The sequence below is a fragment of the Pseudomonas subflava genome (genome assembly GCF_023823685.1).
GTDB classification, from domain to species: Bacteria; Pseudomonadota; Gammaproteobacteria; order Pseudomonadales; family Pseudomonadaceae; genus Aquipseudomonas; species Aquipseudomonas subflava.
The window spans coordinates 150,660-173,942 of the sequence record NZ_JAMXBF010000011.1 but is presented as its reverse complement, the minus strand read 5'-3'; the positions used below and the strand labels follow the sequence as shown (position 1 = coordinate 173,942).

Annotated in this window: 29 protein-coding genes; 13 read left to right on the top strand and 16 right to left on the bottom strand. The window is 67.4% G+C overall.

Going from position 1 to position 23,283, the window contains the following annotated elements; genetic code table 11:
- The first annotated feature begins 185 nt into the window (after nucleotides 1-185).
- A complete protein-coding gene (locus NF616_RS21275; RefSeq protein ID WP_350493496.1) occupies nucleotides 186-596 on the top strand; it encodes a diguanylate cyclase domain-containing protein in 411 nt (136 codons plus the stop codon).
- Here NF616_RS21275 and NF616_RS16270 read toward each other — a convergent pair.
- Nucleotides 506-1,243, bottom strand: a complete 738-nt coding sequence (locus NF616_RS16270; RefSeq protein WP_252274339.1) for a tellurite resistance TerB family protein — start codon at nucleotides 1,241-1,243, stop codon at nucleotides 506-508. The two genes, NF616_RS21275 and NF616_RS16270, sit on opposite strands and share 91 nt — an antisense overlap.
- A gap of 299 nt (nucleotides 1,244-1,542) precedes the next feature.
- Between NF616_RS16270 and NF616_RS16265 the strand changes: the two genes are divergently transcribed.
- Nucleotides 1,543-2,211: a transglutaminase-like cysteine peptidase gene (locus NF616_RS16265; protein ID WP_252274338.1), complete on the top strand. Its 669-nt coding sequence runs from the start codon at nucleotides 1,543-1,545 to the stop codon at nucleotides 2,209-2,211.
- 5 nt (nucleotides 2,212-2,216) lie between these two features.
- On the opposite strand, the gene NF616_RS16260 is transcribed toward NF616_RS16265, so the two are convergent.
- The 4 genes from NF616_RS16260 to NF616_RS16245 all read right to left on the bottom strand — a co-directional run bounded on the left by NF616_RS16260 (nucleotide 2,217) and on the right by NF616_RS16245 (nucleotide 7,266).
- The gene (locus tag NF616_RS16260) at nucleotides 2,217-3,545 is read right to left on the bottom strand and encodes a choice-of-anchor Q domain-containing protein (RefSeq protein WP_252274337.1); all 1,329 of its coding nucleotides are present in this window, start codon (nucleotides 3,543-3,545) and stop codon (nucleotides 2,217-2,219) included.
- A 123-nt stretch (nucleotides 3,546-3,668) separates the two neighbouring features.
- Nucleotides 3,669-5,384, bottom strand: coding sequence for a single-stranded-DNA-specific exonuclease RecJ (recJ, locus tag NF616_RS16255; protein WP_252274336.1), 1,716 nt, complete (start codon nucleotides 5,382-5,384; stop codon nucleotides 3,669-3,671).
- A 146-nt stretch (nucleotides 5,385-5,530) separates the two neighbouring features.
- A complete protein-coding gene (locus NF616_RS16250) occupies nucleotides 5,531-6,070 on the bottom strand; it encodes a YaeQ family protein (RefSeq protein WP_252274335.1) in 540 nt (179 codons plus the stop codon).
- Between the two features lie 50 nt (nucleotides 6,071-6,120).
- Entirely contained in the window at nucleotides 6,121-7,266 is a 1,146-nt protein-coding gene (locus tag NF616_RS16245) for a diguanylate cyclase (RefSeq protein WP_252274334.1), read from the bottom strand.
- A gap of 206 nt (nucleotides 7,267-7,472) precedes the next feature.
- On the opposite strand from NF616_RS16245, the gene NF616_RS16240 reads away from it, so the two are divergent.
- Both NF616_RS16240 and NF616_RS16235 read left to right on the top strand, forming a co-directional pair.
- On the top strand, nucleotides 7,473-8,669 hold the full coding sequence (locus NF616_RS16240; RefSeq protein WP_252274333.1) for a CaiB/BaiF CoA transferase family protein: 1,197 nt from the start codon (nucleotides 7,473-7,475) through the stop codon (nucleotides 8,667-8,669).
- A gap of 1 nt (nucleotide 8,670) precedes the next feature.
- Nucleotides 8,671-9,099 carry a hypothetical protein gene (locus NF616_RS16235; RefSeq protein WP_252274332.1) on the top strand — a complete coding sequence of 143 codons (429 nt, stop codon included), beginning with the start codon at nucleotides 8,671-8,673 and terminating at the stop codon, nucleotides 9,097-9,099.
- Here NF616_RS16235 and NF616_RS16230 read toward each other — a convergent pair.
- The 3 genes from NF616_RS16230 to NF616_RS16220 form a co-directional block, all read right to left on the bottom strand.
- Nucleotides 9,096-9,380: a type 2 periplasmic-binding domain-containing protein gene (locus NF616_RS16230; protein WP_252274331.1), complete on the bottom strand. Its 285-nt coding sequence runs from the start codon at nucleotides 9,378-9,380 to the stop codon at nucleotides 9,096-9,098. The genes NF616_RS16235 and NF616_RS16230 overlap by 4 nt on opposite strands.
- A gap of 165 nt (nucleotides 9,381-9,545) precedes the next feature.
- Entirely contained in the window at nucleotides 9,546-9,893 is a 348-nt protein-coding gene (locus NF616_RS16225; RefSeq protein WP_252274330.1) for an antibiotic biosynthesis monooxygenase family protein, read from the bottom strand.
- Nucleotides 9,890-10,222 carry an NIPSNAP family protein gene (locus NF616_RS16220; RefSeq protein ID WP_252274329.1) on the bottom strand — a complete coding sequence of 111 codons (333 nt, stop codon included), beginning with the start codon at nucleotides 10,220-10,222 and terminating at the stop codon, nucleotides 9,890-9,892. The genes NF616_RS16225 and NF616_RS16220 overlap by 4 nt, the downstream gene beginning before the upstream one ends.
- 72 nt (nucleotides 10,223-10,294) lie before the next feature.
- On the opposite strand from NF616_RS16220, the gene NF616_RS16215 reads away from it, so the two are divergent.
- Nucleotides 10,295-10,975, top strand: a complete 681-nt coding sequence (locus NF616_RS16215) for an ArsR/SmtB family transcription factor (protein ID WP_252274328.1) — start codon at nucleotides 10,295-10,297, stop codon at nucleotides 10,973-10,975.
- Between the two features lie 74 nt (nucleotides 10,976-11,049).
- Here the strand turns inward: NF616_RS16215 and moaE are convergent, their stop codons facing one another.
- The 4 genes from moaE to NF616_RS16195 all read right to left on the bottom strand — a co-directional run bounded on the left by moaE (nucleotide 11,050) and on the right by NF616_RS16195 (nucleotide 13,731).
- Nucleotides 11,050-11,505, bottom strand: a complete 456-nt coding sequence (gene moaE, locus NF616_RS16210; protein WP_252274327.1) for a molybdopterin synthase catalytic subunit MoaE — start codon at nucleotides 11,503-11,505, stop codon at nucleotides 11,050-11,052.
- A 1-nt stretch (nucleotide 11,506) separates the two neighbouring features.
- Nucleotides 11,507-11,752 carry a MoaD/ThiS family protein gene (locus NF616_RS16205; protein ID WP_252274326.1) on the bottom strand — a complete coding sequence of 82 codons (246 nt, stop codon included), beginning with the start codon at nucleotides 11,750-11,752 and terminating at the stop codon, nucleotides 11,507-11,509.
- Entirely contained in the window at nucleotides 11,749-12,240 is a 492-nt protein-coding gene (gene moaC / locus NF616_RS16200) for a cyclic pyranopterin monophosphate synthase MoaC (RefSeq protein WP_252274325.1), read from the bottom strand. The genes NF616_RS16205 and moaC overlap by 4 nt, the downstream gene beginning before the upstream one ends.
- 99 nt (nucleotides 12,241-12,339) lie before the next feature.
- The gene (locus NF616_RS16195; RefSeq protein ID WP_252274324.1) at nucleotides 12,340-13,731 is read right to left on the bottom strand and encodes a PhoH family protein; all 1,392 of its coding nucleotides are present in this window, start codon (nucleotides 13,729-13,731) and stop codon (nucleotides 12,340-12,342) included.
- Between the two features lie 470 nt (nucleotides 13,732-14,201).
- On the opposite strand from NF616_RS16195, the gene NF616_RS16190 reads away from it, so the two are divergent.
- The 4 genes from NF616_RS16190 (at nucleotide 14,202) to NF616_RS16175 (ending at nucleotide 16,899) form a co-directional block, all read left to right on the top strand.
- A complete protein-coding gene (locus NF616_RS16190; RefSeq protein WP_252274323.1) occupies nucleotides 14,202-14,729 on the top strand; it encodes a cytochrome b in 528 nt (175 codons plus the stop codon).
- A gap of 100 nt (nucleotides 14,730-14,829) precedes the next feature.
- A complete protein-coding gene (gene yaaA / locus NF616_RS16185; RefSeq protein ID WP_252274322.1) occupies nucleotides 14,830-15,609 on the top strand; it encodes a peroxide stress protein YaaA in 780 nt (259 codons plus the stop codon).
- Between the two features lie 78 nt (nucleotides 15,610-15,687).
- Nucleotides 15,688-16,518 (top strand): SDR family oxidoreductase, encoded by an 831-nt coding sequence (locus NF616_RS16180; RefSeq protein WP_252274321.1) that lies wholly within the window; start codon nucleotides 15,688-15,690, stop codon nucleotides 16,516-16,518.
- Between the two features lie 9 nt (nucleotides 16,519-16,527).
- Nucleotides 16,528-16,899: a hypothetical protein gene (locus tag NF616_RS16175; protein ID WP_252274320.1), complete on the top strand. Its 372-nt coding sequence runs from the start codon at nucleotides 16,528-16,530 to the stop codon at nucleotides 16,897-16,899.
- 1 nt (nucleotide 16,900) lies between these two features.
- Here the strand turns inward: NF616_RS16175 and NF616_RS16170 are convergent, their stop codons facing one another.
- Both NF616_RS16170 and NF616_RS16165 read right to left on the bottom strand, forming a co-directional pair.
- Nucleotides 16,901-17,866: a PA2778 family cysteine peptidase gene (locus NF616_RS16170; protein ID WP_252274319.1), complete on the bottom strand. Its 966-nt coding sequence runs from the start codon at nucleotides 17,864-17,866 to the stop codon at nucleotides 16,901-16,903.
- Complete coding sequence (locus tag NF616_RS16165) at nucleotides 17,854-18,252, bottom strand: PA2779 family protein (protein ID WP_252274318.1); 399 nt, start codon at nucleotides 18,250-18,252, stop codon at nucleotides 17,854-17,856. Before NF616_RS16165 ends, NF616_RS16170 begins: the two co-directional genes overlap by 13 nt.
- 63 nt (nucleotides 18,253-18,315) lie before the next feature.
- On the opposite strand from NF616_RS16165, the gene NF616_RS16160 reads away from it, so the two are divergent.
- Entirely contained in the window at nucleotides 18,316-18,948 is a 633-nt protein-coding gene (locus tag NF616_RS16160) for a 2'-5' RNA ligase family protein (RefSeq protein ID WP_252274317.1), read from the top strand.
- A gap of 26 nt (nucleotides 18,949-18,974) precedes the next feature.
- The gene (locus NF616_RS16155) at nucleotides 18,975-20,156 is read left to right on the top strand and encodes an AAA family ATPase (RefSeq protein WP_252274316.1); all 1,182 of its coding nucleotides are present in this window, start codon (nucleotides 18,975-18,977) and stop codon (nucleotides 20,154-20,156) included.
- Nucleotides 20,157-20,262: 106 nt separating this feature from the next.
- On the opposite strand, the gene NF616_RS16150 is transcribed toward NF616_RS16155, so the two are convergent.
- Nucleotides 20,263-21,165 carry a DMT family transporter gene (locus NF616_RS16150; RefSeq protein WP_252274315.1) on the bottom strand — a complete coding sequence of 301 codons (903 nt, stop codon included), beginning with the start codon at nucleotides 21,163-21,165 and terminating at the stop codon, nucleotides 20,263-20,265.
- A 139-nt stretch (nucleotides 21,166-21,304) separates the two neighbouring features.
- Here NF616_RS16150 and NF616_RS16145 point away from each other — a divergent pair, with 139 nt between their 5' ends.
- Nucleotides 21,305-22,174: an AraC family transcriptional regulator gene (locus NF616_RS16145; protein ID WP_252274314.1), complete on the top strand. Its 870-nt coding sequence runs from the start codon at nucleotides 21,305-21,307 to the stop codon at nucleotides 22,172-22,174.
- A 13-nt stretch (nucleotides 22,175-22,187) separates the two neighbouring features.
- Here NF616_RS16145 and NF616_RS16140 read toward each other — a convergent pair whose 3' ends face one another.
- On the bottom strand, nucleotides 22,188-22,619 hold the full coding sequence (locus tag NF616_RS16140) for a phosphate-starvation-inducible protein PsiE (protein WP_286675096.1): 432 nt from the start codon (nucleotides 22,617-22,619) through the stop codon (nucleotides 22,188-22,190).
- A 223-nt stretch (nucleotides 22,620-22,842) separates the two neighbouring features.
- On the opposite strand from NF616_RS16140, the gene NF616_RS16135 reads away from it, so the two are divergent.
- Complete coding sequence (locus NF616_RS16135) at nucleotides 22,843-23,094, top strand: YebG family protein (RefSeq protein ID WP_252274312.1); 252 nt, start codon at nucleotides 22,843-22,845, stop codon at nucleotides 23,092-23,094.
- The last annotated feature ends 189 nt before the right edge of the window (nucleotides 23,095-23,283 follow it).

Here is a 23,283-nt window from a genome sequence, read left to right as displayed (position 1 = left end):
GTGAGAGATTCGGCGCGGTGCTCACCGGAAACTTGAAGACTGGGTGGGCCTTTGTGCGGCATGCCGGGGCGCCTTAGCCGGACCTGCAACCGGAACGGCCTCGTTTCCGCTGCACCCCAGCCTGGCGAGCAGCCCTCGTTCAGCGATCGCAGCCACTTCGCCCTGCTCATTAACTGTTCAAGCACGTGGCCGTGCGCCTGCGCGGCGGCGATCTGATGGCGCGCCTGGGCGGAGACGAATTCGTGATGGTGCAGGTGACGGAGGCCAAGGCGCGGGACCACATCCGCCAGGTGGCCGACCGAGTGCTGCATGGCCTGCAGCAGCCGGTGCGGATCGAGAATCACGAGGTACGGGTCGGCTGCAGCCTGGGCGGCTCGCTATGGCCGCTGGATCACGCGGAGCTGGACGACCCCTGGAGCTGGCCAACCAAGCGCTGTATCGCGCCGAGCACGCCGGGCGAACCGGGCGGAGTTCCAGGACGGGACCGGGAACTCCGCCTGAAGCATCAGCCGACCAGTTCGCGACGCACCTGCGCCTCGAGCTCGGCCTTCAGCGAGGGCTCCAGCTTGAGCTGGCGGGACAGCTCGTCGAGGTAGGCGCGCTCCATGAAGTGCTCCTCGTCCACCATCAGCACGCTGGCGATATACATCTCCGCAGCCATCTCCGGTGTGGTGGCGGCGCGCGCCACTTCGGCGGGGTCGAGCGGCTTGTTCAACTCGGTATCGAGCCAGCGCAGCAGCTCGGGATCGTCTGCCAGCGCGCCGATCTGCTCCTCGATCAGCTGACGCTCCTTGGCGTCCACATGGCCGTCGGCTTTGGCCGCCGCCACCAGCGCCCGAAGGATGGCCTGGCTGTGCAGCTCGGCCTGGGGCGCGGGCAGGCGGTCCACCGTCTGCGGCTCGCTGACCGGGCGCGCGTTGCTCGCACGCTGTTGCTCCTGCCAGTTGCCATAGGCCTTGTAGGCGATCACGCCGAGCGCGGCGAGGCCACCGTAGGTGATGACCTTGCTGCCGACCTTACGCGCGCTCTTGTTGCCCAGCAGCGCGCCCAGCGCACCGGCCGCCAGGGCCCCGCCACCTGCGCCCTTGAGGAGGGTGCCGAGGTCGCCACCCTTGCCACCTTTTCCGCCGGCCATGCCGCCGAGCAAACCGCCCAGGCCGCCGGAGGACGAAGCACCGGATTTCTGCTGCAGCAGGTCCTGGCCGGATTTGAGCAGTTGATCGAGCAGTCCGCGAGTATTCATCTGAACCCTCCTTCGGGGTGGAAAGTGTCCCGATTCTAGCCTCGACCACGGCCCGGCGAAGCCGGGCTGTGCTTCCGGATATTGCGAGGCGGCAGGCCTTTGCAGCAGCCGGGCCCGCCTCGCGGCCTCCCCGGCTCGCGAAGGCGAGCGCGCGAATCGCCGGGCAGCGTGACGCAGTTCGAGAAAACGCAACGAAACGGCAGAGATCGTCAGCGAAACGGAGCTAGCCGTCACATTCGGCGAGCGGGCGATCTCACAGAATCGCCGAGCCGCCGATGGGGCGGACCGAAGTGCTCACCATGCCCTTTTCGTTGCCGATCCGCCTGTTACCGCGCCGCGCCCTTCTGGGTGCGCTGGCGTTGCTGGTCGGCGGCGCCACCAGCGCCAACGACGCCCCACCCTCGGCCCTGGCCGAGGCGATGGCCGAGAGCCGCCTGCAGGCCTGGCAGCAACTGCTGGAGAACCGCGACGGCGACGAGCGGGCGCGACTGGAGCGGGTCAACCGCTTCGTCAACCGCAGCGTGCTGCACGGCGAAGACATGCAGCTATGGGGCGAAGCCGATTACTGGGCCACCCCCGGCCAGACCCTGAGTCTGGGCCGCGGCGACTGCGAGGACATCGCCATCGCCAAGTACTTCGGCCTGCTGCAGCTGGGCCTTCCCAGCGAGAAGCTGCGTCTGACCTTCGTCAAGGATCTCGGCAGCCGCAGGCCGCACATGGTGCTCGCTTACTACGCCGGCGCCGACGCCGAACCGCTGATCCTCGACAACCTGCAGGCGCGGATACTGCCGGCCAGCCAGCGCCGCGATTTACTGCCGGTGTACGCCTTCAACAATCACGGCATCTTCCTCGGCAGCGCGCCGCAGCGGCAGTCCAAGCAGCCGCCGCAACTGCTGTCGCGCTGGCAGGACGTCAGCGCGCGGGCCTTGGTCGAAGGCTCCGGCGGGCGCCTTCCCCCGCGTAGTTGATCGGCTCAGCGATTCTTCGCACCACGCTCGTACGCCCCCAGATCGCACACGGCCAGGCCGTCACCGTCGCCATCCCGCGGCCGCGGGAAACCCCGCTGGTCGAAGGTCGGACAGTTGCCGACGGCGGCATCAAGCGCCGGGCTGGCCGGACGCAGATTGAATGCCGGCAGCCCCGAGCTGTTCGCGGACAGGGCGTAGAGCACCAGCGAATAGGCCTGCTCGTTGGCCACGTAGGCATCCGCCGCGCAGTTGCTGGAATCCAGGCCAAGCAGCAAGCCGCGGGCGCGGTAGCGGCTGCCGTCATCCAGGCAATTCTGCAAGCGGTTGTCGATGATCAGGCTGTTGCGCACCGTCAGGTCGCCACGGTTGGACAGCCCCACCGCCTGGTTGTCGGCGATGCTGGCATGGACCAGCGTCATGCTCGGGGTACCCGGGTACATCGGATAGTAGGAGCCGTTGGCCACCGCCGCGTCGGTCTCGTACTCCTGGCCCTGGCTCTTCGCCACCGTGATGTTGGCCAGGCTCAGCATGCCATCGCCATCGTTGCGGACGGCCACGCCCTCGCCGTCGCCCTGGCTCTCCAGCACGGACACCCGCGCCATGCTGGCGGTGCCGATGTTGAACAGCGCCGCGCCGATGCCTACCACGTCGTCGGTATTCACCCGGTTGGCACGGAACAGGGTGTCGCGTACGGTCAGGGTGCCGGCGTTGAACAACGCGCCGCCGAAGGCTCCGCCGCTGTCGCCGATGTCGACCCGATTACCCTCGAACTGGCTGTCGTACACCTCCAGGGTGCCGGCGTTGAAGATCGCCCCGCCGCGGTGACGGCCGCCCCAGGAATAGCGCAGTAGGTTATCCGCCAGCCGGCTGCGGCGGACCACGGCGTGACCACGGTTCTCGATGGCGCCGCCGTCTTCCGAGGAGAAGCCGTTGCGCAGGGTCAGGTCCTGCACGGTCAGCGTGGCGCCGGCCTCGACCTCCAGCAGACGGTCCAGGACGCCGCCGTCGACGATGCTGACCTGACGCCCCGCGCCGACCAGGACGAGCGAGCCGACGAGCACATCGAGATCACCGTTGAGGTTCTGATCCTCGTCGTACACCTCACCTTCCTCGCCGTACTCGGGAGGCAGCGACAGGTTGTAGATACCGGACGGCAGCAGAATGCGGTTGGTGCCGCCGAGCTGGTTGTGCATGCTCACCGCGTCGCGCAATGAACAATGGGCATCGCAAATGCCATCGAGCTGGTCGTCGAAGCGGTTGACTCGCAAATCCTGAGCCTGCAGCAAGGTGCAGCAGGACAAGCTGATGACGAAGACAAGCGGCGGGAAGCGCATGGCGGAATCCTCGAAGTCGGACGTGGTGGCGCGGACAACGCCCAGCTTCCGCATGCATGCCGCGGACGGCGGCGGATTAACCTTTAGGAGCCCACCTCCACCCCGTCAAGCCCGCTCATCCGCTCAGCGCGCCGCCAGGTGCGAGACCAGCAGTTGCACGCTCTCGCGGCCCTGGTACTCGTTGACGTCCAGCTTGTAGGCCAGCTCCACCCAGCGCACGCTCGCGTTGGGCCAGGTGTCGCGGTCGACGTTGAAGGCGATGCCGTCCAGGGTCTGGCCCCCGCACTCGGTCTTCAGCACCAGCTTGAGGTGCTTCTCGCCCACCACGCGCTGGGTGACGATCTGGAACACGCCATGGAACAGCGGCTCGGGGAAGTGCTGCCCCCACGGCCCGGCATGGCGCAGGGACTTGGCCAGCTCCAGGTGGAACTCCTCGACACCGAGCTGGCCGTCGGACAGCAGGCGCCCGGTGAGGTCGTCCTCGCTCAGCTGGCGGCGCACCTCGGCGTCGAAGGCTGCGGCGAAGGCGCCGTAGTGTTCCTGCGGCAACGACAGGCCGGCGGCCATGGCGTGGCCGCCGAATTTGCTGATCAGCCCGGGATGGCGCGCGGCAACCGCGTCCAGCGCATCGCGGATATGCAGGCCCGGCACCGAACGCGCCGAGCCCTTGAGCAGCCCGTCGCCGGCATCGGCGAAGGCGATGGCCGGGCGGTGGTAACGCTCCTTGAGGCGCGAGGCGAGGATGCCGATCACGCCCTGGTGCCAGTCCGCCTCGAACAGGCACAGGCCGAACGGCATGTCCTCCAGGCTGAGGTCCTTGAGCTGGGCCAGCGCCTCGCGCTGCATGCCCTGCTCCACGGCCTTGCGGTCCTTGTTCAGATCGTCGAGCTGCTGGGCCATGTCGCGCACCAGCGCCTCGTCGTCGCACAGCAGGCATTCGATGCCCAGGCTCATGTCGTCCATCCGCCCGGCGGCGTTCAGGCGCGGGCCGAGGATGAAGCCGAGGTCGGTGGAGCTGATGCGCGCCGCCTGGCGTCCGGCCACCTCGAGGATCGCCTTGAGCCCCGGCCGCGCCCGGCCCGCACGGATACGCGCCAGGCCCTGGTGCACTAGGATGCGGTTGTTGGCGTCGAGCGGCACCACGTCGGCCACGCTGCCCAGCGCCACCAGGTCGAGCAGCTCGCCCAGGTTCGGCTCGGCAATCCCGGCGCGGGCGAACCAGTCGACCTCGCGCAGCCGGGCGCGCAGGGCCAGCAGCACGTAGAAGATCACCCCGACCCCGGCCAGCGCCTTGCTCGGGAAGTCGCAGCCCGGCTGGTTGGGATTGACGATGGCGTCGGCCGCCGGCAGCTCTGGGCCCGGCAGGTGGTGGTCGGTGACCAGCACCTTGAGCCCGGCGGCCTTGGCCGCGGCCACGCCCTCGACGCTGGAGATGCCGTTGTCCACCGTCACCAGCAGATCCGGCCGGCGCTCCAGGGCCACAGCGACGATTTCCGGGGTCAGGCCGTAGCCGTATTCGAAGCGATTGGGCACCAGGTAGTCGACATGCGCCGCGCCGAGCATGCGCAGGCCGAGCACGCCGACCGAGCTGGCGGTGGCGCCGTCGGCGTCGAAGTCGCCGACGTAGAGAATGCGCTGACGCCGCTCCAGGGCCTGCACCAGCAGTTCCACCGCAGCATCGATGCCCTTCAGGCGCTGGTACGGAATCAGCCGCGCCAGGCCCTTGTCCAGCTCGGCGGCGGACTGCACGCCGCGGGCGGCGTACAGGCGGGTCAGCAGCGGCGGCAGCTCGCCCAGGTCGGGCAGCATGGCGGGCAATGGGCGAAGGTCGATGCGCATGGGGTGTTCCGATTGTTCTGCTAGGCGGGCCGATAGCGTCGCGGAAGGCTCCCTCTCCCTTTGGGAGAGGGTTGGGGAGAGGGAAGCTCCGTGCAGGAGATCAGCCCCTCATCCCTGGCCCCTCTCCCATCGGAGAGGGGAAACGATCAGCGCTCGCCGTGCAGCCATTCCAACGGAATCTCGTGCTGGCCGCGCTCGTCGGTGACGTAGAGCAGGCCGTCACTGATCATCACGCTCCAGCTGATCGCGCGCGGCAGATCGCGGGCCAGGTTCTCCAGGGCTTCCTGGTCGACGCCGACTACGTTGATGTTCTTCAGGCTGCGCACGCCGTCGAGCACCTTGTTCTGCCACACCCGCAGGTTGCCGTAGGCCACCAGGCTGAAGCGCTCGGTGCGACGCGAACACCAGGTGATGCGCTCGGCATCCGGCTGGCCGACCTCGATCCAGTGCAGCACGCGGTCATCCAGGCTCTTCTCCCACAGCGCCGGCTCGTCGACGTCGGACAGGCCACGACCAAAGGCCAGCTGCTCGTGGTACCACAGGGCGTAGGCGATCAGGCGCACGGCCAGGCGCTCTTCGGTCTCCGAGGGGTGCTTGGCCACGGTAAAACGCAGGTTCTCGTAGACGTTGCGGTCGAGGTCGGTGAGATTCAGTTCGACTTTGTAGGGCGTGGCTTGCAGGGCCATGGGCGGGCTTCTTGGCTGATCGGGAAGGCGGCAAGTCTACCCGATTCGTCTCAGCGCGGCTCCGCCCGGTACAGCTCCACGCGGTTGCGCCCGGCGGCCTTGGCTGCGTAGAGCGCCTGGTCGGCCAGCGACAGCAGGCGTGTCAGCTCGTAGTCGGCCAGCTGCGCCTCGGCAATGCCGATGCTCACGCTCAGCTGCCCCTCGGCGACGAACGGCATCTCGGCGAATTCGCTGCGAATGCGCTCGGCCAGCGCCAGCGCCGCCGTGGCATCGGCCTCCGCCAGCAAGCAGACGAACTCCTCACCGCCTATGCGCGCGCATAGGTCCTGCTGCCGCGAACGGCTGGCGAGAATGCGGCCGAACTCGGCCAGCGCCTGGTCGCCGGTGGCGTGGCCGAAGTTGTCGTTGAGCCGCTTGAAATGATCCAGATCGCAGAGCAGCAGCACCGCCGGGCGGCGCAGGCGGGCGCAGACACCCAGCTGGCACTCCGCCGCCTCGACGAAGGCGCGGCGGTTGCCGATGCCGGTCAGCGGATCGCGCAGGGCCGCGCTCTTGTAACGCAGCTCGGCGCGCTCCTTGACCATCGCCAGGGTGACGAACGCCAGGCCGATGACATACAGCAGCGTCTCCAGCACCACCAGCGCGAAGAAGTGCGTGCTCGCCCCGCTCGGGTCGAACGGCAGGTTGTCGTCGAAAAACGCGCGCACCGTGTAGAAGCCGGTGTGGATCAGCGTCAGCACCAGCGCCGGACGGATGTCCACCTCCAGCCGCCTCCGGCTGCGCCACAACTCCCAGGCGCCGAGCGCGGCATAGCCCGCCAGCAGCAACGAGCCGGTGGTGATGCGTATCGGCAGCGACTGGTAGAAGGCCGGCACCAGGCACAGCGCAAGCCAGACCAGCGCGCCGGCCAGCATCCCGGCGCGGCTCGGCCGACGACCGGCGAACACCCGCAACGCCGTCCAGGCCAGCGCCGCGCTCGCCAGGACCAGTACGTTGCCGAGCAGGATGGGCACCCAGTCGACGCCCATACCCCGCAAGCTGCCCACCACCGTGCCGGCCGCACCGATCAGCAGTGCCGCCGCCAGGTAGCCCAGGGTGCTGTCGCGCCCGCGGCTCCAGGCATGCAGCATCAGCACGCCGACGAGCAGCAGAATGTAGATATCCAGCAGCACCAGCGTGGCGAGATTCAGCTGCATGACGCGTCGCCTCCCAGCCGAAGGCGATGCTCTAGTAGGGCAAACATGAGGGAAATACTAAACGAGCAGTCAACAAACCACGCACTGTACGTTCAGCTCCGAGGCGACGCCAGAGCAGGTCATCAGATGGCTTGCGGCAGCTCCCACCGCGCGGACATCATGTGAGCGCTTAGGTTACCCATCAGCATCCCTTTCCTGGAGCCACGATGATCCCCAGCAAACCCCTCGCCGGTCTGAAAGTGGTCGAACTCGGCACTCTGATCGCCGGCCCCTTCGCCTCGCGCATCTGCGCGGAGTTCGGCGCCGAGGTGATCAAGGTCGAGTCGCCGGATGGCGGCGATCCGCTGCGCAAGTGGCGCAAGCTGTACGAGGGCACCTCGCTGTGGTGGTTCGTGCAGGCGCGCAACAAGCAGTCGATCACCCTCAACCTCAAGCATGAGGACGGGCGTGAGGTGCTGAAGAAACTGCTGAGCGAGGCCGACATCCTGATCGAGAACTTCCGCCCCGGCGTGCTGGAGAAGCTCGGCCTGGGCTGGCACGTGCTCCACGCGCTCAACCCCAGGCTGGTGATGGTGCGTCTGTCCGGCTTCGGCCAGAGCGGGCCGATGCAGGACCAACCGGGCTTCGGCGCAGTCGGCGAGTCCATGGGTGGGCTGCGCTACATCACCGGCTTCGAGGATCGCCCGCCGGTACGCACCGGCATCAGCATCGGCGACTCCATCGCCGCGCTATGGGGCGTGGTTGGCGCACTGATGGCGCTGCGGCACCGCGAGGTCAACGGCGGCCAGGGCCAGGTGGTGGACGTAGCGCTGTACGAGGCGACCTTCGCCATGATGGAAAGCATGGTGCCTGAGTTCGACGTGTTCGGTTTTATCCGCGAGCGCACCGGCAACATCATGCCCGGCATCACGCCCTCCTCCATCCACACCTGCGGCGACGGCAAACATATCCAGATCGGCGCCAATGGCGATGCGATCTTCCAGCGCTTTATGCGCGCCATACATAGAGAGGACTTGGCGAGCGATCCGGCGCTGGCCGACAACGCAGGCCGCGATGCCCGCCGTGACGAACTCTACGGCGTGATCGACCGCTGGGCGGCCAGCCTGCCGCTGAGCGAAGTGGAGGCCGTGCTGGTGCGCGCCGAAGTGCCGGCCAGCCGCATCTACTCCGCCGAGGACATGTTCAAGGACCCGCAATTCCTCGCCCGCGAGATGTTCCTCTCGGCCAAGCTGCCGGATGGCAAACCATTCAAGATGCCCGGCATCGTGCCCAAGCTGTCGGAAACCCCCGGCGGCGTGGAGTGGACCGGGCCGCAGCTGGGCGAGCATAACCAGGCGGTGCTGAGCCGCCTCGGCTACAGCGCCGAGCAGATCGCCGCGCTGAAGGATGGCGGCGCGATCTGAGATGCATCGCTCCATCACTCTGCTACTGGCAAGCCTGGTGATCGCTCCCAGCGCCGCGCTGTTCATCAGCCTGCTCACCGGCAGCCTGCGCCAGCAGCGCCTGACCCTGGAATGGCCGCAGCTGATCGACAGCAATGACTACTCCGTGAGCGCACTGCTGATCGCCACAGTGCCCGGCATGCTGGCTTTCCTGCTGGCGGGTACCTTTCTGCGCCGCAAAACCATGCTGGTCATCGCCTTTATCTGCAGCGCGCTGCTGGCCTGCACTTTCGCGGCAGCCCTCTTCGCCCAGGCCTTTGGCAACACCTGGAGCACCCGCGAGATCATCCTCGAACTGGTGATTGCACACTGGCACCTGGTTGCCCTGGCGCTGCTGCCCGGCACGCTAATGATCAGCGTGCTCGGGCATCAGCACGCGCCGAGCCGCTAAGGCCGCGAGTAGGCCTGGAACAGCAGTCGCACCTGCGTGCTGGGCTCGCCAAAGTACCTGCGGTACAGCGGCTCGATCTCGCCAGAGCGGTACACTCGACTCAACTCGCGATCCACCAGCAGGCGGAAGTCGTCGTCGCCACGGGCCATGGCCAGCGCGAACGGCTCCAGGTCGAACAGTCGATCCAGCACCTGCAGATCGCTGGCGGCGTGACTGAGCGCGACCTGGTTCTGCAGCACCACGTGATCGACGAAGAAGGCGTCGGCCTTGCCTTCGGCCACCACGGCCACTCCTTCGGCAAAGCCGGAAACCGGCATCACACTGGGTGGTCAGCCCGGTGAGCCCCATCTTTTGCCTGTCGCCGCCATAGCCGCCCCTTCCCTCTTTCAGCCCCTCCTCATACTAGGTGGAGCGCAGCGGCGGCGCCTGCGCGCGGCAGGCAAAATTCAGTGGCCATGGACGGCTCGCGAATCGACCGGCGCCTGCTCGCGCTGATGCAGGCCATAGTCGCGCAGTACCTCGGCCACGCGCAGGCGATAGTCGGCGAACACGCCGCCACGACCGGCCATCTGCGCCTGACGATGCTCCTCGGTATTGCGCCACTGGCGCACGGCCGCCTCGTCGCGCCAGAACGACAGCGACAGCAATTTGCCCGGCTGGCTGAGACTCTCGAAGCGCTCGATGGAAAGGAAGCCGTCGATGGCCTGCAGTTGCTCGCGCAGGTCGGCAGCCAGCCCCAGGTAGGTGTCGCGCCGGCCCGCGGCCGGCTGCACCTCGAAGATCACCGCGATCACGACTGCGGCTCCACGCCCAGAGTGCCCTCCACCACTTCGAGAAAGCTGCGCTCCTCGCGCAGGATGAAGCGCTTGTCCTGCGCCATGGCGAAATTGGCGTGGCCCTCGGCATCGCTCTTCAGCCGTGTGCGATAGGCCTCGTAGGCGGCCAGGCTGGGAAAGGCGATCAGCCCCCAGGCGATATCGTTGCTGCCTTCGTGCGGCAGGAAATAGCCGAGCAGGTGACCGCCACAGCGGGGAATGATGCGCCCCCAGTTCTCCGCGTACTCGTGGAAGGCCTCGCGCTGGAACGGGTCGATCTGGTAGCGGATGAAACAGGTGATGGGCATGGCGCGTCCTCCTGGATGATGTGGCCACGCTAACGCTTTGTCGCCACTCAATGGTTCGACTATGATCGAACCATGAAAGACGGACCCAACATCGCCCGCATCGCCGCGCTGATCGGCGACTACGCCCGCGCCGAGGTGCTCACCGCGCTCATGACCGACCGCGCGCTGACCGCCACCGAGCTGGCGGAGATCGCCGGGGTGAGCAAACAAACCATGAGCGCGCACCTGGCCAAACTGCTTGACGCCGGCCTGGTCTCCGCCGTGGCCCGGGGTCGCCACCGCTACTTCCGCCTGGCCGACGCCGATGTCGCCCGCCTGCTCGAAGCGCTGATGGGCGTGGCCTTCCGCGCCGGTGCCGTGCGCGTGCGCTCCAGCCCGCGCGAACCGGCGCTGCGCAAGGCAAGGGTGTGCTACGACCACCTGGCCGGGGAACTGGGCGTGAAGGCTTACGAGACCTTGCTGCAACGCGGCTGCATCGAGGAACAGGGCGAGGAACTGCGCCTGACCGAGGCCGGCCAGCGCTGGTTCGCCGAGCTGCAGATAGATGTAGAAGCTGCCGCCGGACGCCGGCGCCACCTGTGCCGCCCCTGCCTGGACTGGAGCGAGCGTCGCCACCACCTCGGTGGCGCCCTGGGCGCAGAATTGCTGCAACGCCTGCTGCAGCTGGGCTGGGCCAAGCGCGACCCGGCCTCGCGGGTGGTCACGTTCAGCGCCCGTGGCGAGCGCGAGCTGGATGGTCTGCTGCAGGGTTGAGCGGTGTCAGCCCCGCATTGGTTTAAGCCACATGAGCTCGTCGTGCCGAGCAGCAGCAGACGCCCAGGCGTTACTTAGGGCTTGGACCAGCGCTGCGCCGCCTGCTGATCTCTGCAGCGCCCTTCCACCCAGCGCGCTCCCTCCGGGGTGTCTTCCTTCTTCCAGAACGGCGCGCGGGTCTTCAGGTAATCCATGATGAAGTTGCAGGCGTCGAACGCCGCCTGGCGATGGGCGCTGGCGGTGCCGACGAAGACGATGGGCTCGCCTGGCTGCAGCCGGCCGACCCGGTGCAACACTTCCACCCGCAGCAACGGCCAGCGCTGCTCGGCCTCGCCGACGATGCCGGCCAGGGCCTTCTCGGTCATGCCCGGGTAGTGCTCGAGGAACATGCCGTGCACGTCCCGGCCATCGTTATAGTCGCGCACATAGCCGACGAAGGTGGCCACCGCACCGATGCCCAGGTTGGCGGCGTGCAGCGCATTGAGCTCGACGCCCGGATCGAAGGCTTCGACCTGTATCCGGACGCTCATCTCAGCCGCCTGTGACCGTAGGGAAAAACGCGATCTCGTCACCATCGGCGATTTCAGTCTCCAGGCCGCAGAGCTCCTGATTGCGCGCGCACATCAGGTTCTGCTCGGCCAGCACCTGCCACACGCCGCCGCGGCTGAGCAGGTGCTCGCGCAGCTGCTCCAGGTTGCCCAGGGCGGCGCGCTGCAGCTGCTCGCCGTCGATGCCCAGTACCTCTCGGTAGCGGGCGAAATACTGTACGCGGATCATGTCAGGCTCCCTGCCTCGTGATAGTCCAGTCTGTAGTCGCCGCTCTTGCCGCCGGACTTCTCCAGCAGGCGCACGGCCTCGATAACGATGCCGCGGTCCACGGCCTTGCACATGTCGTAGAGGGTCAGCGCGGCGACGCTGGCGGCGGTCAGCGCCTCCATCTCCACGCCGGTTTGCCCGGCCAGCTTGCAGCGCGCCTGGATGCGCACGCAGTCGATGCCCTCGGCCTGCAGCTCGACCTTGACGCTGGTGAGCAGCAGCGGATGGCACAGCGGGATCAGTTCGTGGGTCTTCTTCGCCGCCTGGATGCCGGCGATGCGCGCCACGGCGAACACGTCGCCCTTGGGGTGGCTGCCGTCGGCGATCATCGCCAGGGTGGCGGGCAGCATGCGCACGCGGGCTTCGGCCAGCGCCTCGCGCGAGGTCACCGCCTTCTCGGTGACGTCCACCATGTTGGCGCGGCCTTGGGAATCGAGATGGGTCAGCACGGTCTTGCTCCGGGGTCGATGGGGCATTGTAACGCCGCCGCAGACGGGAGCGCGCGTCCGCGACGCCCCTCCGGTCGGAGGAGCGTGCGGGCGTAGCGGTTACATGTGGGCTTCGGCGTACTCGGCCAGTACCGAGCGCGGCACGCCCTGCAGGGTCACGTGCACGCCATGGGGGAAGTCCTTGAAGCGCTCGGTGAGGTAGGTCAGGCCCGAACTGGTGGCGGACAGGTAGGGGGTGTCGATCTGCGCCAGGTTGCCCAGGCAGATCACCTTCGAACCGTTGCCGGCACGAGTGATGATGGTCTTCATCTGGTGCGGGGTGAGGTTCTGGCACTCGTCGATCAGGATCAGGCTCTGCTGGAAGCTGCGCCCGCGGATGTAGTTGAGCGACTTAAACTGCAGCGGAACCTTCTGCAGGATGTAGTCGACGCTGCCGTGGGTGCTCTCGTCATCCGAATGCAGCGCCTCCAGGTTGTCGGTGATAGCGCCGAGCCAGGGCTCCATCTTTTCCGCCTCGGTACCGGGCAGGAAGCCGATGTCCTCGTCCAGCCCCTGTACGCTGCGGGTGGCGATGATGCGCCGGTAGCGCTTGCTGACCATGGTCTGCTCGATGGCCGCGGCCAGCGCCAGGATGGTCTTGCCCGAGCCGGCGGCGCCGGACAGGTTGACCAGGTGGATATCCGGATCGAGCAGCGCGTACAGCGCCAGCGCCTGGTAGATGTCCCGCGGGCGCAGGCCCCAGGCCTCCTGGTGCAGCAACGGTTCCTGATGCAGGTCGAGGATGGTCAGACTGCTGCCCTCGATGCCCTTGACCCAGCCGACGAAGCCCTGCTCGTCGACGATGAATTCGTTGATGTGCACCGCCGGCAGGTTGTCGGTGAGCTGCACCTGGTGCCAGGTGCGGCCGTGGCCCTGGCGGGTCTCGACCTTGCTTACGCGGTCCCAGAAGGAGCCGGCGAGGTTGTGATAACCGCGCGACAGCAGGTTGACGTCATCCACCAATTGGTCAGTGTGGTAGTCCTCGGCGGAGATGCCGCAGGCACGCGCCTTCAGGCGCATGTTGATGTCCTTGGTCACCAGCACTACGCGCATGCCGGGGTTGCTGCTGCGCAGGTCGACCAGCTGGTTGATGATCTTGTTGTCGTTGAGATTCTCCGGCAGCCAGGTGATCGGCTCCGCGCGCTTGCTCATGAGGATCGACAAGGTGCCCTTGGGCCCGCTCTTGCCGCGCTGGATGGGGACGCCTTTCTCGACGTCTTCGGGGATCGCGTCGCCGAGCACCTGGTCGATCAGACGGATGGCCTGGCGGCATTCGGCGGCGACGGTGTGCTTGCCGGTCTTGAGCTTGTCCAGCTCCTCCAGCACGGTCATCGGGATGGCGACGTGGTGTTCCTGGAAATTCAGCAGCGCGTTGGGGTCGTGGATCAGGACGTTGGTGTCGAGGACGTAGAGGGTGGGCTGGGTGAAGCGGGTGCGTCCGTGATCATCCATACTCGGTCACCTTATCGAGGGGCCTGGACGACAGAGCCTCTACAGCTCCGTCGCGGAGGACCGCCCACCTCCCGAACGGGGCGGGATACGCGAGCAAAGGTGATGGCCGAGGGCCGCCACCTGTGCTGCAGGGTTCGGCGGTCTGCTTTTTTAATACCCCAATCTGGATGACAGAAAAAAGAACTTTTTCTGCGGCAGAACGCTTTTTTATCGGCTCGACGAATAACGCTTGGCGGTACCCGGATGCGCCGTTACATTCGGAAGTCCTGCCTCAGGCGATGCGCTCCGCTTCGCCGCTCCGCCTCCCCTGGCAAATCCACCCCGCCGCACCTCGGCGAGCTCTCCATCGAGCCCCACACATCTCGCAACGACAGGCTTGGCGATCCGTAACAGCGAGCCGGTAAAGTAACGGAATAACCACAAGAATCGCTCTACTCCGCACTTTAGCCGTAACCTGAAGAGATTCGTTCATGACCCCGAAACGCTACACCCCCGCGCAAATCACCCTGCACTGGCTCAGCGCTCTGCTGGTCCTGCTGATCATCGCCCTGCCCTATGGCAGCGACCTGTTCGAGCCGCTGCTCGGCGGCGGCGCAGGCGTCTTCACCCTGCACAAGTCGCTCGGTTTGCTGGTGATGCTGCTCACCCTGCTGCGCTTGGCGGTGCGCGCCCGCTCCGGCGCGCCCGAGCTGCTCGCCAGCGAACCGCCGCTGCAGCGCTTCGCCGCCAAGGGCGGTCACGCCCTGCTGTATCTGTTGCTGCTGCTCATGCCGCTGACCGGCCTGCTGTTCGGCAAGCGCCCGGTGAACCTGTTCTGGCTGGTGGAGATCGGACCACTGCCGCTGTCCGACGCGATTCGTGGCGCGGCCAAGACCTTCCACGTCACCGCCCAGTACCTGCTCTTCGCGCTGATCCTCGGCCACGCCGGCATGGCCCTGTGGCACCACCATGTGCGCCGTGACGACGTGCTGCGCTCGATGCTGCCGGCGCGCGACTAGCCGCCATCGCCGCATCGATAGGCAAACCCCTCGGCGCCGATAGCTGGAGCCGAGGGGCGCGGCGGCCTAGAATCGCGCCACGCTTTCTGGAGACGATTCGATGCTGTTGGTGATTTCCCCCGCCAAGACCCTGGACTACGACACCCCGCCGCCTATTGGCCGCTTCACCCAGCCCGAGCACCTGGACCATGCCCAGGAGCTGATCGGCCAGCTGCGCGAGATGAGCCCGCAGCAGATCGGCGAGCTGATGCACCTGTCGGACAAGCTGGCCGCGCTCAACGTGGCGCGCTATGGCAGCTGGCAGCGGCCGTTCAACCCGTCCAACGCCAAGCAGGCGCTGCTGGCGTTCAAGGGCGACGTGTACACCGGCCTGGCCGCCGAAGACTTCGCCGAGGCCGATTTCGAATTCGCCCAGCAACACCTGCGCATGCTCTCTGGCCTGTACGGCGTGCTGCGCCCGCTAGACCTGATGCAGCCGTACCGCCTGGAGATGGGCACCAAGCTCGCCAACGCCCGCGGCAACAATCTCTACGACTTCTGGGGCGAGCGCATCAGCGGCTGGCTCAACGAAGCGCTGGCCGCACAGGGCGACGACATCCTGCTCAACCTGGCCTCCAACGAGTACTTCGGCGCGGTCAAGCGCAAGGCCCTGAACGCGCGGGTGATCGACACCGAGTTCAAGGACCTGAAGAACGGCCAGTACAAGATCATCAGCTTCTACGCCAAGAAGGCCCGCGGGCTGATGGCGCGCTACGTGATCAAGGAGCGCATCCGCGATCCCGAGCGGCTCAAGGCCTTCGACTACCAGGGCTATCGCTACAGCGCCGAGCAGTCCACGCCGGACAGCCTGGTGTTCCTGCGCGACCATTCAGAGGACTGATCTGGCCGTCGCGGTCAGTACGTCGCCACCGCGAATGGTTATGATCGGGCTCCCTTCAGCGCGAGACGAGGAGTGTCCATGACCCAGCCCGTAGTCCTGATCACCGGTTGCTCCAGCGGCATCGGCCGCGCCCTGGCCGATGCCTTCAAGGCCGCCGACTACCAGGTCTGGGCCTGCGCCCGCAAACCCCAGGACCTCGCCACGCTGGCCGCCGCCGGCTTCGTCGCGGTGGCGCTGGATGTCAACGACGCCATCGCCGTGCAGCGCGCCGCCGAACGCGTGCAGGCCGAGGCCGGGCGCCTGGACGTGCTGATCAACAACGCCGGCTACGGCGCCATGGGGCCGCTGCTGGATGGCGGCGCCGAGGGCATGCGCCGGCAGTTCGAGACCAACGTGTTCAGCCTGGTCGAACTCACCCGCGCCTGCTTCCCGCTGCTGCGCGCCAGCCGCGGCCTGGTGATCAACATCGGCAGTATCTCCAGCGTGCTGATCACGCCCTTCGCCGGCGCCTACTGCGCCTCCAAGGCCGCCGTGCACGCACTCTCCGGCGCACTGCGCATGGAGCTGGCGCCGTTCGGCATTCAGGTCATGGAAGTACAACCGGGCGCCATCGCGTCGAGCTTCGGCGCCAACGCCAGCCAGAGCGCCGAGGAGCTGGTCAACGAGCAATCACCCTGGTGGCCGGTACGCGAAGGCATTCGCGCCCGCGCCAACGCCTCGCAGGAAGATCCGACCCCGGCCAGCGAGTTCGCCGCTACCCTGCTCGCCGCCGTGCGGCAGAGCGAGCGCCCGGCCCTGCTGCGCATCGGCAACGGCAGCCGCAAGTTGCCGCTGATGGCACGCCTGCTGCCGCGCAAGCTCATGGAGCGCCTGATGAGCAAGCGCTTCGGCCTCGACACCCCACTCTGAGCCACCCGGATGCCACGCCGCTTTCCGCTCTATGGCTACGTACTGGGTGCGACGGCGGCAGCCTTCCTGCTCAACGTCCTGCTGCGCGTGCCACTGAAGATCGGCGGCATGCCCGCCACCCTTCTGGCAGCGCTGCTCAGCGCCTGGATACTGCGCGCGGCCTTCGCCTGGTTCGAGAAGCGTCGCCCTCAGGCGCAGGAGCGCTGGGCCCTGGTAGCGCTGCACGCGCTGTTCCTCGGCCTGCTCTACCTGCTGCTCTGGGGGCTGATGTGGCTCCAGGACGAGCCGGGCGCCATGGGCCAGCTGATCTTCGTCCTGCACTACCTCTGCTACCCGGCCACCCTGGCGCTGGTGCTGCACCTCTGGCGCCCGCAGCGCTAGCTCAGCGCCGTGGGCAATCCGGCAATACCCGGCACTCACCTGCCGCAGTACCGGCTGCCGACAGCGGCGCCTGCATACGCGAGTCGTCCGGCGCCAGGCGCCGCGCGCACGCCCTGGCGGCGCTGGCCTGGGACACGCAACCACGTTCGTTGAGCATTTCCGACAGGTTGAACCAGCCGGCCGCAAAGTCGCCGCGCCGGCTCAGGCTCTCATGCAGCTGCCGCTCCGCACCGGCACGATCACCCGTCGCATGCAGCAGATTGGCCAGGGCGAAACCGGGCAACGGCTCGTCCGGCCACTGGCGGTGCGCGGCTCGATAGGCGGTGGCCGCTGCTTCGCGCTGGTGGGTCTGTTCGAGGTCGCTGGCGGCCTGCATCCAGGTGTTCAGTTCAGGCTCTGCAGGCAGCCGGTCCGGCGGCAGGGTCAGCACCGCCCAGCGCCCGGCACGCGCCCAGGTCTTATCGAAGGCGGTGAAATCGGTGGTCCAACGCTTGGCCCGAGCAGAACGCAGGATCAGCTCCTGCCGCCCACGGTCGTAGCCGACGGCAACCGCGAAGTGCCACTGCGGATACCAGTCCAGCCCCAGGTTCTGCATCACCAGCACCGGATTGCCCGCCGCCAGTTGCGCGAGCAGTGCATCCAGATTCGGCTGCAGCGGATAGACCAGCTGCCCGTGCTGGCGCGCACTGGCGACCAGCTCGACCTTCAGGCTGCCCTTGCGGGCGGGCAGATAGACACTCGGCAACAGGGCCTCGGGAGAGGTCTGCACCCCGCGCTGCATCAGCACCGTGGCCAGCGCGGCCGGACCACACTGATACTCGTCCTGCGGGAAGAACGGCGTATCGGTCAGCTCGACCTTTTCCGGCAAGCGCTCACTGCTGTCCGGTAATGTCAGCTGCTGGCCGGCACAGCCGGTCAGCAGCATCAGCGCGGCGAGGGCCAGCGGCCCCCACCTCAGCGCAGGCATTTGACGAAGGTGAAGATGTCGGTGGCGCAGAGCATGTCGGTGACGATGAAGATCACCAGGAACAGCACGATGATGCCAACCACGCCGGCACCGGCGGGCTCTTCGCTCAGCTGCTGGTTGAACTGCGCCAGCTCGGCCGGGGTGAGGCTGTCGATACGCTGCTCGACCTGGGCGCGGTCCACGCCCATTTCCTCGAGCTTCTGCTGCACCTGCTGATCGTCGAGCATGGCGCGCAGCTGCTGGCGGTCGACCTGTTGCTGCTGCTCCTGCAGCACCTGGGGTGTACCGATCATCGCCGCGTTGGCCAGCGGCATGTGCGCGAACAGGGCCAGGTGCAGCGCGGCCAGGGTGGCGGCCAGGAAACGCATGAAGGGATGGGAACGCATGGCGGTGTCTCCTCTTGGTATTGTTGATGTCTTGACCCTGCCAAGCGCAACGCAGTTCCTCCGATGCTTCTCTCCGACCCGCTGCACGGCCCCGCGCGGCTGTTGCCCGCCGAGTGGCGCGACCATCCCGAATGGCATCGCGGACGGCCGCGCTATGCGCTCTGGTCGATCCCGGTGGAATGCCCGCAGGCGCTCGAGCGCCTGCGCACGGCGCGCGAATTGCTGGGCGACTGGCTGCGCCCGCCGGGCGCGCGGCAGGCGCACATCACCCTGTTCGTCTGCGGCTTTCCCGCGGCGCGACCGCATCACGATGACGACATCGCGCCGGCCGTGCTGGAGGCTCAGCGCCAGGCGCTCGACGCGCTGCACCTTGCGCCTTTCGAGCTGCACATCGGCGGGCTGGACAGCTTCGCCAGCGCGGCCTTCCTCCGCGTGACGGACCAGGGCCAGCTAGCCCACCTGCGCCGGCCGCTCGGCCAGCTTTCCAGTGAGATACGCCAGGCGCCCTATGTGCCGCACCTGACCCTCGGCCTGTATCGTCATGCCGCCAGCGCCGAGGACTGGCGCCGCCGCGCCGAACCCCTACGCCACTGCCCGCCGCTGGCGCTGCCGGTGCGCGAACTGCAGCTGCTCAGCTACGCCGCCGCCGAGCCGCAGGGAGCGTTGCGCGTCGAGGCGCGGGTCGCGCTAGCATAGGCGGCGCACTCGTCAGGATGACTCCCATGCTGCACACCCTCGCCGTCGGCAACTACCGCTCCATCAACAACCTGGTGATGCCGCTCGGCCGCCTGAACCTGATCACCGGGGCCAACGGCAGCGGCAAGTCCAACCTGTACAAGGCCCTGCGTCTGCTGGCGGAAACCGCCCGCGGTGGGGTGGTCAACGCCCTGGCCCGCGAGGGCGGGCTGGACTCCACTCTGTGGGCCGGCCCGGAGAAAGCCAGCCGGCGTATGCTCAGTGGCGAGGTGCCAATCCAGGGCGGCCCGCGCAGCACCGCGGTGCGCTTGCGCCTGGGTTTTGCCGGCGAAGACTTCGGCTACGCCGTGGCCTTCGGCCTGCCGGAATCCAATTCCGGCGAAGACCGGCACACGCCCAGCGCCTTCGCTCTGGACCCTGAGATCAAGCGCGAGAGCATCTGGGCCGGCCCCTGCTACCGTCCCGCCTCGCTGCTGGTGGATCGCCAGGGCCCCATGGTGCGCCAGCGCGAAGGTCGCAGCTGGCAGGTGGTGGCCCAGCATGTGCCGACCTTCGATAGCCTGTTCGACCAGATCGGCCACACCCCCGACTGCCCGGAAGTCTTCCACCTGCGAGAACAGATCCGCAGCTGGCGCTTCTACGATCATTTCCGCACCGACGCCGATGCGCCGGCACGCCAGCCGCAGCTGGGCACCCGCACGCCGGTGCTGCACCACGACGGCCGCGACCTGGCTGCTGCGCTACAAACCATCCGCGAGATCGGCGACCGTGAGGCGCTCGACCACGCCATCGAAGACGCCTTTCCCGGCTCGCGCCTGCGCATCGACTTCCAAAGCGGCGGTCACTTCACCCTGGCCTTTCACCAGGAGGGCCTGCTGCGTCCGCTGTCGGCCGCGGAGCTGTCCGACGGCACCCTGCGCTACCTGCTGCTGGTGGCCGCCCTGCTCACTCCAAGGCCGCCGTCGCTGATGGTGCTCAACGAGCCGGAGACTAGCCTGCACCCGGACCTGCTGCCGGCGCTAGCGCGGCTGATCGTCGAGGCCTCCAGGCACACCCAGGTGTGGGTGGTGTCCCACGCCAGCCGGCTGATCGCCGCGCTGGAGCAGCACCCGGAGTGCAACTCCATCGTCCTCGACAAGAGCCTGGGACAGACCGCCATCCAGGGCCAGGGCATGCTCGACGAGCCGGCCTGGCACTGGCCGGATTAGCGGCACGCCGGGTCGCCGCGGCGCAAGCGCATCCCGGTGCGCACGGCGCACCCTACATCACTGACAAGGTGCGCCATGCGCACCGAAACCCTGTGCGCGGGGCACCCTACGCGTTACGCGCCGGGGCTGGGGTGGCGGTCGGTCCGGTCTTGCGGAACACCAGCACGTTGCCGAGCATCACCAGGCCCAGGCCGAGCAGCGCCGGCATCGTCCACTGATAGCCCTCGACGAACACCGAGATGTTCAGCGCCACCACCGGGAACAGCACGGTGCAGTAGGCTGCACGCTCCGGCCCCATGCGCCCGACCAGGGTCAGGTAGGCGGTGAAGCCGATCACCGAGCCGGGAATCGCCAGGTACAGCAGCGAGCCGATGTAGCGGGTGTTCATCTCGAAGTCGAACGGCACACCGCTGACCAGGCAGTAGCCGAACAGCAGCAGCGCGCCGTACAGCATGCCCCAGGCATTGGTGGTCAGCGGTTTGAGCCCGGCCTGCTGCTGCAGGCTGGAGAGCAGGTTGCCAGCCGAGAAGCACAGAGTGCCGAGCACGGCCAGGCCGATTCCCAGCAGCGTTTCGCGGCTGGCCTCGTGGTGGGCCAGCTCGGGCCAGAACAGCAGGCCCAGGCCGAGCAGTCCCAGGCCGCCGCCGGCCAGCACATTGGCGGCGATCCGCCGGCCCATGAAGATTCGCGCATTGAGCGCATTCCACAGGGTGGCGGTGGAGAAGATCACCGCCACCAGGCCGCTGGGGATCCACTGGCTGGCCGTGTAGAAGCACATGAAGTTGAGGCAGAACAGGCACAAGCCCTGAGCCAGGCACAGCAGTTGGCCGCGCCGGTCCAGGCGCTGCAGGCGGCGGCTGAGCAGCAGCACGGCGAACAGCACGACAGCGGCCAGGGTGAAGCGGTAGGCGATGGACAGCGGGATGGCCACCTCGCCCAGTTGCAGCTTGAGGGCGATCCAGGTGGTGCCCCAGATCAGTACGGTGAGCAGGTACAGCGACAGGTTCATGGCAGGCTCCTTGATCACGCCAGTCTGCGGGCCTCGCCGCTGCCGCGCTTGCACAAACTTGCGCTTATCTAACGCCCACCGCTGGCACCGACGTGCCGTGGGAGTAGGATGGCAGGCATTCCCACCCGGCATCCGCCCCATGTCCGCACTCGAACAGAACCTGGTCTTCCAGTCGCTCGCCGGCTCGCCCCATGCGCGCCTGCTGCGCGGCGCCGAGCTGGGCGACGAACTGGCCGCGGCGCAGTGGAGCAACCGCGACGATGCCCGCGACTACCAGGGGCCGAGCCACCACACGCTGTCGTGCTACCTGGCCGGTGGCACCGGCACCTTCCGCCGCGAGCGCCCCGGCGCCAAGGGCTCGCCGAACACGCTGTGCGTGCTGCCGGCAGGCCATGAGTCGTCCTGGGTGATCAACGGCGACATCCAGCTGGCCCACCTCTACGTCAGCCCCGAGCGCTTCGCCGCCAGCGCCGTCGCCCTGCTCGACCGCGAGCCGCGCGAGCTGCAGCTGCGCGAGGGCACCTTCCTCGACGATCCGCGTCTGGTCGAGCAGTTCCACCGTCTGGTGGCGCTGGACTGGCACGAGCCCGGCGAGCGCCTGCTGGCCAGCAGCCTCGCCCACGAGATGATCGGCCACGTGCTGCTGACCCAGGTCGGCCTGCGCAGCGGGCCGAGGCTTAGGGGAGGATTGGCGCCGCACTTGCGCCGGCGTCTGGTGGACTACATCGAGCAGCACCTGGAACAGCCGCTGACGCTGGGTGAACTGGCATGCCTCGCGGCGCTCTCCGAGTACCACTTCGCGCGCATGTTCGGCACCAGCTTCGGCCTGCCGCCACACCGCTACGTGCTGCAGCGCCGCCTATTACGGGCGAGGGAGCTGCTGCTGAAGGGCGATCTGCCGCTGGGCGAGATCGCCCTGGCCTGCGGTTTCGCCAGCGCCAGCCACTTCAGCAACCGCTTCCGCCAGGCCTTCGGCGCACCGCCGGGAATGCTCCGCGCGGCGCGCTGATCGGCGCCACGCTTCAGCTTTCTTCCACGTCCCGCCCGGTCGCCGGCGACACCTGCACCGAAGGGAAGCGCGACGAGGCGAAACGCACCACCAGAATCGCCAGGGCCAGCAGCAGAATGGCGCCCGAGACATACACCACGCCCATGCCGGGACCGTTGTGGTGCGACACATCAGAGATCAGCAGGCGGGTCAGCGCGGTGATGGCCACATAGATGAGGAAGCGCACCGGCATGTGGTTGGTCTTGAAGTAGATGCCGACCATGGCACCCAGCTCCAGGTAGATGAACAGCAGCAGGATGTCGTCGACCGTGATGTGCCCCTTATCCAGCATCCCGAGGAAGGCCGTCACCGAGGCCCAGGCGGTGATGCCGCCGATGCCGAACAGCGCCAGGTAGTGGAAGCCCTCCACCAGCAGGTTGCCGAACGACTGGGCCATGGCATGCATGCCGCCACGCAGGGCATCGACTCGCTTGTAATTCACATCACGCTCCTTGGATTCGGGGACAGCCCATGCTGGACCACGTGCATGACAACGGCTATGCAGGATGGAGGCCAGCCGACTTCAGGGACAATGCTTCCTTGGCGGCGGTTCGCTTGCCCAAATGGGGGTCGATGGAATACTGTATATCCATACACATCAATCACATGACACGGGAACGAGGTGATGAATGGCCGTCGAAGTGGTGTACCGCAGCAGTCGAGATCCGGAGCGTCTGTTCATGGATAAGGCCGAAGCCGATCGTTACGACAAGATGCTGGAACTGGCCGAGGCGGTGTCCGAGGCCCTGCACAAGGCGGTGCCTTCGCTCAACGAGGAGCAGGTGGAAGAACTCGGCATCTTCATGGCCAAGAACCGCGACGCCTTTGCCAAGGCGTTCAAGAATCAGCCCGAGGCGCTGCAGGAACTCGAAACCGAGTGAGCGCAATGAACCAGACGATGTGATGCGCACGGCGTACCCTGCGCCATGTAGGGTGCGGCGTGCGCACCATCGCCGCTTCGGCGCCGCCCGCGCAAATCGTTGACCGACCGGCCAGGCCCGGTTTAGTGTCACCGCTATCCACCGCTGGATGTATTCCATGAAAGCAGTCGCGCACGCTCAGTTCTGCCT